Annotated in this window: 6 protein-coding genes; all 6 read left to right on the top strand. The window is 35.5% G+C overall.

The window, feature by feature from the left end:
- Window positions 1–175 precede the first annotated feature (175 nt).
- Window positions 176–1,702 (top strand): FAD-dependent oxidoreductase, encoded by a 1,527-nt coding sequence (locus tag HMPREF9402_RS11505; protein ID WP_009607428.1) that lies wholly within the window; start codon window positions 176–178, stop codon window positions 1,700–1,702.
- Between the two features lie 724 nt (window positions 1,703–2,426).
- Window positions 2,427–3,413, top strand: coding sequence for an ABC transporter substrate-binding protein (locus HMPREF9402_RS11510; protein ID WP_006784676.1), 987 nt, complete (start codon window positions 2,427–2,429; stop codon window positions 3,411–3,413).
- Window position 3,414: 1 nt separating this feature from the next.
- Window positions 3,415–4,338 carry an ABC transporter permease gene (locus HMPREF9402_RS11515; protein ID WP_006784675.1) on the top strand — a complete coding sequence of 308 codons (924 nt, stop codon included), beginning with the start codon at window positions 3,415–3,417 and terminating at the stop codon, window positions 4,336–4,338.
- Entirely contained in the window at window positions 4,289–5,080 is a 792-nt protein-coding gene (locus HMPREF9402_RS11520; protein ID WP_006784674.1) for an ABC transporter ATP-binding protein, read from the top strand. The genes HMPREF9402_RS11515 and HMPREF9402_RS11520 overlap by 50 nt, the downstream gene beginning before the upstream one ends.
- Window positions 5,081–5,249: 169 nt before the next feature.
- A complete protein-coding gene (locus HMPREF9402_RS11525; RefSeq protein WP_006784673.1) occupies window positions 5,250–5,675 on the top strand; it encodes a HutP family protein in 426 nt (141 codons plus the stop codon).
- 426 nt (window positions 5,676–6,101) lie between these two features.
- Window positions 6,102–7,079: an asparaginase gene (locus HMPREF9402_RS11530; protein ID WP_039931027.1), complete on the top strand. Its 978-nt coding sequence runs from the start codon at window positions 6,102–6,104 to the stop codon at window positions 7,077–7,079.
- Window positions 7,080–7,103 lie beyond the last annotated feature (24 nt).

The following is a 7,103-nucleotide window of genomic DNA, read 5'->3' on the forward strand; positions in this document are numbered from 1 at the left end:
TTTTAATTTTTAGGTAAAAGAGTTTGTGAAAGGGCACGGCTAGTTAGCTTTTTTATCAACCACCATAACTTCCTATAATGTATATTATGTAAACTTAATAATAAAAATAAAAGATATACATAGTTTCCTTTTTTGAATTCCAAACTATATTGAGTCTATTTTAGGAGGTTTTAAAATGAAAGTTCCACTTTGGTTAGATACGACGGTCGTTCCTAGTTATCATTCGCTATGTGAAGATCTATCTGTTGATGTTTGTATTGTGGGTGCCGGAATAACTGGGATTACGTTGGCTTATTTGTTACGTGATTCTGGCTTAAAGATTGCATTGATTGATTCAGACCAAGTTATTCATGGGACAACTGCTTATACAACGGCGAAATTAACTGCTGGTCAAGGGTTAATTTATCAGGATTTAATTCAAAATGTTGGTTATGATGGTGCAAAGCTATATTATGAATCACAGCAAGAAGCCATTGATTTTGTGGCGAAAACGATACATGATTTAAAGATTGATTGTGATTTTGTAAGACTCCCCCACTATGTCTTTACCCAAGAGGCATCAAACTTATCAAAATTTGAGGCAGAATATGAAGCCTGTCGTTCACTAAACATGGATTGTGAACTGGTAGAATCGCTCGATCTCCCCTTTCCAATTGAAAAGGCCATTGCATTTAAAAATCAGGCACAGTTTCATCCATTAAAGTATTTAGTCGGTTTATTAAAGGCACTAGCTGAGTATTCTAATATTTCGATCTATGAGCATACAACAGCCTGTGAGATGGTTTTCAATGAGGATCAAAGTTCCTCAATCATCACATCTAATGGATATAAGGTTAACGCTAAGCGTGTGGTTCAAGCCTGTCATTTTCCATTTTATGATGATGGATCGCTTCTCTTTTCTAAAATTGAGATGAGTCATTCCTATTTGATAGCGGTTGAGAATGCTTCTTCCCTACCCCATGGAATGTATATTTCGTATGAATCGCCAACACGCTCCATTCGGACGTATCAAAATTTTCTTTTAATTGGAGGTGAAAATCATCGTCCAGGTACCGTGAAAGATACGAATGAAAATTATGAAGCCTTGATTAACTTTGCAAAAGAAAAGTTTCAAACGGATGCTATTTCATATGAGTGGTCAACACAAGATGTTGTCTCGATTGATCATATGCCTTATATAGGGAGACTTCATAAAGATTGTTTAAATCAATTCGTTGCAACTGGATATTGTAAATGGGGAATGAGTAATGGAACCGCGGCGGCTCTTCTTTTAAATCAATTGATTAGAGGGATGGATAGTCCGTATACTGCCCTATTCTCTCCAAGTCGTTTAAACTCTAAAATGGCAATTAAGAATTTAATCGCTTACAATTCAAAGATAGCGTTTGAATACATAAAAGGTAAGTTAAAATTAGGTGAGAAAAACGTAGAATTAGGTGTTGATGAAGCAACCATTATAGCCACTAACGAAGGAAATTATGGTTTGTATAAAGATAAAGAAGGGCTTCTTTATCTAGTTGATATCACCTGTCCTCATCTAGGGTGTGAGCTAGCTTTTAATACGGCTGAACGAACATGGGATTGTCCTTGTCATGGATCACGATTTTCTTATACGGGAGAGGTAATAGAAGGACCTGCTCATCAAGCATTAAGTTGTCATCATAATAAAATGAATCCTAATATTTTTAGATCAGATGATTAACTACAAAATACTACATCTTGTTAAGATTGGAATAGAGTTCTTACTGTTTTAGCAAAAGAATTCAAGGTATTTTGTCAAAGAAAATCGAAAGAAAGGAGGGATAAAACAGCAATCAAGGTTTGTTGTCTGTTATGTCTTGAAACTCTTAATCTTTTAAAAGTATAATAGTAATGAGCCAGTTGTGCTCACACTCCTTATCTTTACCTACATTCCTAAAACACCATTGACCGGCAATGGTGTTTTTTTATTTTTTAAATATTATGATGATTTATTGTATATAATTTTAAATTCAAACCATAATATGATTGAGCCCAACTTAGACATTACAACTTAGAGCTCACCTTTCTTCTCTTTCTCATACCTCTATTTATGTTGTATCTATATTGTATTTGAAAAGACACTGCTACAGTGTTTTTTTTATTTGTTTTTTAAAAAAATGGAAAAAATTAACTTTTAAATGGTTTGACTTTTCTAGGCATCGGTCATATAATAATCATAATTCAGGGCACGATATTTCCACATATTGGTGTTTTGGGTGATAAATTCAAGGGGAATTTATCTAGTAGGATGATTAGAATAACCCAATAGAAGGTTTGTGAGATTATGATTGATTACATGGAATCTCGAGTACTCTATTAGACTCACAAACTCTCCAAGATGGAGAGTTTTTCTAATCAGTTATCAGTTGAATTGCATAAGGAAGGAAAAAGGAAGGAATGATGGTATGAAAGCTAGTAAATGGTTGAACATTTTAGGGATTGGGATTGTTTTTTGTGGTAGCTTTCTCGTAGGATGCAGTAAGCAAGAAAATTCAGACGTTAAAACGATTGGAGTTTTACAGTATATGGAACATGCTGCACTGGATGCCTCTTATGAAGGATTTGTGGCAGCACTAGAAGCTGAAGGTTATGTGGATGGTGAAAATATTAAATTTGATTTAAAAAATGCTCAAGGAGATATGGCGACGACACAAACAATTGCTAAACAATTTGTATCAAATCAGGTGGATATGATTTTTGCCATTGCAACAGGAGCTGCTCAGGCTGCTTATAATGCAACGCAAGAGATTCCAATCGTCATTACAGCTGTAACTGATCCTGTTTCAGCTGAACTTGTTAAAGATTGGGATGTCACGGGAACTAATGTAACAGGAACGAGTGATTTAACACCTGTTGAAAAACAAATGAACTTAATTAAAGAACTTGTACCGAATGCTAAAACAATTGGTGTCATCTATACAACAAGTGAAGTGAACTCACAAGTCCAAGTCTCAATGGCAAAAGAAGCTGCTAAATCTTTAGGATATGAGATTGTAGAAGTGGGGATAACTTCTGTGAATGATATTCCAATTGCTGTTTCATCAATTATTGATAAAATTGACGTGATGTATGCCCCAACGGATAATTTAGTAGCCAGTGCGATGCCGGTGTTATGGAATGCTTGCGTGGAGAAAAAGGTACCTGTCATTACGGGTGAAGAAGGAATGGCAACTGCAGGTGGAGTTGCCACAGAAGGAATCGATTATTACCAGTTAGGATATGAGACTGGATTAATGGCAGTCGAAGTATTAGAAGGAAAAGATCCGAGCACTATGTCCATTAATACGCTTGAGAATACAACGTTAATTGTAAATCAACAGAATGCAGATGCGATTGGACTTGTGATTCCTGAGGATATTTTAAGTGAAGCTGAAATTGTAGAAGGTGACTAGTATGACCGTTCTACTAACCGTTTTAGAACAAGGTTTGATTTTTGGAATTTTAGCACTCGGTGTTTACTTAACCTATAAAGTTTTGGATTTTGCAGATTTATCAGTTGAAGGGACGTTTCCACTAGGCGCTTCAATCACTGCCCTACTTTTAACCCAAGGGATAAATGCTTCTGTTGCCATCTTCATTTCATTTATTGGAGGCATGTTAGCAGGAGCTGTGACAGGGCTCTTACATGTGAAATTGAAAATCACGAACCTTCTTTCAGGAATATTAGTGATGAGTGGATTGTACTCTATTAACTTAAGAGTGATGGGGAATCGTGCGAATATTGCACTCTTTAATCAAAAACATCTTTTTTCAACATCCCTCCCTACCCTGCTTACGATTGTTCTTGTGGTCATGGTGGTGAAGTTATTGGTTGATTTGTTTTTGAAAACAAAATTTGGATTTATGGTCAAAGCAACAGGAGATAACCCTCAATTAGTCACGACACTCGGAGTTCATATCGGTTTTGTGAAGATTGTTTGTTTAATGATTTCTAATGGGTTAGTTGGATTAGCTGGTTCTTTAAGTGCTCAATATCAAGGGTATGCTGATGTCACCATGGGAACTGGAACGATTGTCATTGGATTAGCGGCTGTTATCTTCGGAGAAGCGATATTTAAAAAATCATCTTGGATTCTTCCAACAACCACGGCCATTATTGGTGCTATTTTGTATCAGGGTTGTACAGCTCTTGCTTTGCAATTTGGATTTCCACCTAATGATTTAAAATTACTAAGTGCTGCTATTGTGACACTGGCTCTAGCTTTAAATCATTATCATTTTAAAGTTACTCTCTTTAAAAAACATGAAATGAAAGGTGGGATAAGAGATGTTAAGGATCCAACAACTGAGCAAAACTTTTTATCCGAACACAGTTAATGAAAAAAGAATCTTTGATTCTTTAAACTTGACGGTTTTAGATGGTGAATTTGTGACCATCATCGGAAGTAATGGCGCCGGAAAATCCACATTATTAAATTTAATATCAGGCTCAATTTCTGCTGATAGTGGCACAATTTTCTTAAATCAAGAAGATTTAACACATACAGTTGAATATGAAAGAACAAGGTTCATTAGTCGGGTATTTCAAAATCCAACGATGGGAACCTCTCCTTCTATGACGATTGCTCAAAATTTATCATTAGCTAAAAATAAAGGGAAACGATTTGGATTATCTTTTTTAGAATCTAAAAAGGATTTAAAGTTATTTAAAGAACTTGTTACCCCATTAGAATTAGGCCTAGAAAAGCAAATGAACTCCCCTGTTGGGCTATTATCAGGTGGGCAACGACAAGCGTTATCATTATTAATGGCAACACTCGTTAAACCAGAATTGTTGTTACTTGATGAGCATACAGCGGCACTGGACCCTAAAACATCAGCAAAAATTATGGAATTGACGAATCAAATCGTTACAACTTCAAATATTACCACCTTAATGATTACACATAATTTAAGTCAGGCGATTACTTATGGTAATCGATTAATCATGCTACATGATGGCCATGTTGTATTAGATATTTCAGGTGATGAGAAAAAACAATTAACACCTGAAAAATTATTACATCAATTTGAACAAAATATTGGTGGTCAAATCAGTGATGAACTATTATTTTCATAATTTTTTAAAGGGAGAGTCTTGAGTTAAACCTTTTAGGGCGCTTAGATGACTATCCCTTTTTCTTTTTGAGCATAATAGGATTAAAACCTAATAAAAAAACACGATTTTTCCTTTGAATTTTACAAAAAAAAGGTGTAACCTTATTAAGAGTGGTAAGGAGGTTAAGTAGATGAATCAATTTACAAGTTTAGATGTGACTAAAGCGGCAGTTAAAGTGGCGATGACTTCGTCTAGAAATGAAGAAGATCAGCTTGTCAAGCAATTAAAAGAACATGGAATTAATGCTACGGCAGTTGATGTAGGTGGAAATTTAATTCAATCAATCCCAAAAATTATTGAACGTGCCATTATTGCTTCTCGAAAAACGGGCATTACTAAAGAATGCATGGTTTTAGATGGTGCAGTAGCAGGTGCTGCCAGAGATGCGATCATGCAAGTGTCGATGAAAGCAAATGGATTAAATGCTGGTGGAAAGATTGCAATTGCACGTCATCGTGAACATTTAACCGTTTGTATTTTCTTAAGTATTGGATTATTGCATTTAGATGATGTTGTGATTGGATTAGCTCATCGTTCTGTGCCGGATAATATATAGTAATCTAAACTCTTCATAGCGGAGAGTTTTTTTTATTCCCTCTCCTCTTTACTTCGCTTCTCAATTATTTCGCTAGAATGAAAGTTGATTCAGTCAATCTAAATTCTGTTATTAAGCGTAAGGTGACTTAGTATCGTCTTTTTAAAATGACAATAGCTTATGATATAGATTGCTACGCTTTAATGAACTTTAACGATTAAAATGATGGAGTCTTATGATATTGACACGTCTAAATAAAAAGTTCAGGTTAAAATTTGTTAGAAAACAGGATGTTACCTCACGATTAGTTTTGCAAGATAAGAATGTTTAGGCACGCTGAATCCAGATTATTGTTAGTAGAGGATTATTTGGAATAAAGGTTGCAACGTTATGGGAGAATGAGTAAAATAAAAAAGGTAGAAAAATGAAATTTGGAGGGTTATTATGATGAAAAAAGTGGCAGTAGTATTTACCGGTGGGACTATTTCAATGAAAGTTGATCCTCGTTTAAAAGCGGCTATCCCTTCAATGTCTAGTCAAGATATCATGTCAATGGTTACGAATATTGATCAAATTGCTGAACTTGATATTGTTGAATTTGGTGCTCTACCAGGGCCTCATATGACACCTGAGAAAATGATGGAATTAAAACAAGTCGTAGAAAATAAATTAAAACAAGAGGATATCAGTGGAGTTGTTGTGACACACGGAACGGATAACTTAGAAGAAACTGCGTATTTATTAGATTTAACGCTATCATCTGAAAAACCAGTTGTTGTAGTTGGAGCGATGCGTAATGGATCGGAACTTGGATATGATGGACCAAGTAATCTAGCGGCAGCTATTTGTACGGCTGCTCACGAAAACTCTCGTGGAAAAGGTGTTTTGGTTGTCTTAAACAATGAAGTCAACACAGCTCGTGAAGTGACGAAAACACATACGATGAGTCTTGATACCTTTAAATCACCTGAATTTGGTCCTATTGGAATTGTTGATCAAGATGAAGTGATTTATTATCATAAAAGCTCTGCCCCTACTCCCCACATTGAAACAAATCAAATTGAATCAGATGTTCACTTGCTTAAAGCCGTTTCTGGAATGGATTCAACCATTCTTAACTTCCTAGTGAGCCAAAACGTTAAAGGGATTGTCATTGAAGCGATGGGACGTGGAAATGTTCCACCGCTAATGTTAGAAGGTATAAAGGCCGCAACAGAAAATAAGATTCCGGTGGTCATTGTTTCACGTTGTTTACAAGGACGAGTGCTTGGATCTTATGGATATCTTGGTGGTGGTGCCCAGCTTCGCGATATGGGGGCTATCTTAGCGAGTAATTTAAATGGTCAAAAAGCTCGCATCCAATTGATGTTAGCTTTAACTGTTTCAAAAACAACAGAAGAATTAAAATCATACTTTGTTGACTAAGAAAAAAAAGCGCAATTAAAAATT

Origin of the sequence: Turicibacter sp. HGF1 (assembly GCF_000191865.1) — a bacterium.
In the GTDB taxonomy this organism is placed as follows: domain Bacteria; phylum Bacillota_I; class Bacilli_A; order MOL361; family Turicibacteraceae; genus Turicibacter; species Turicibacter sanguinis.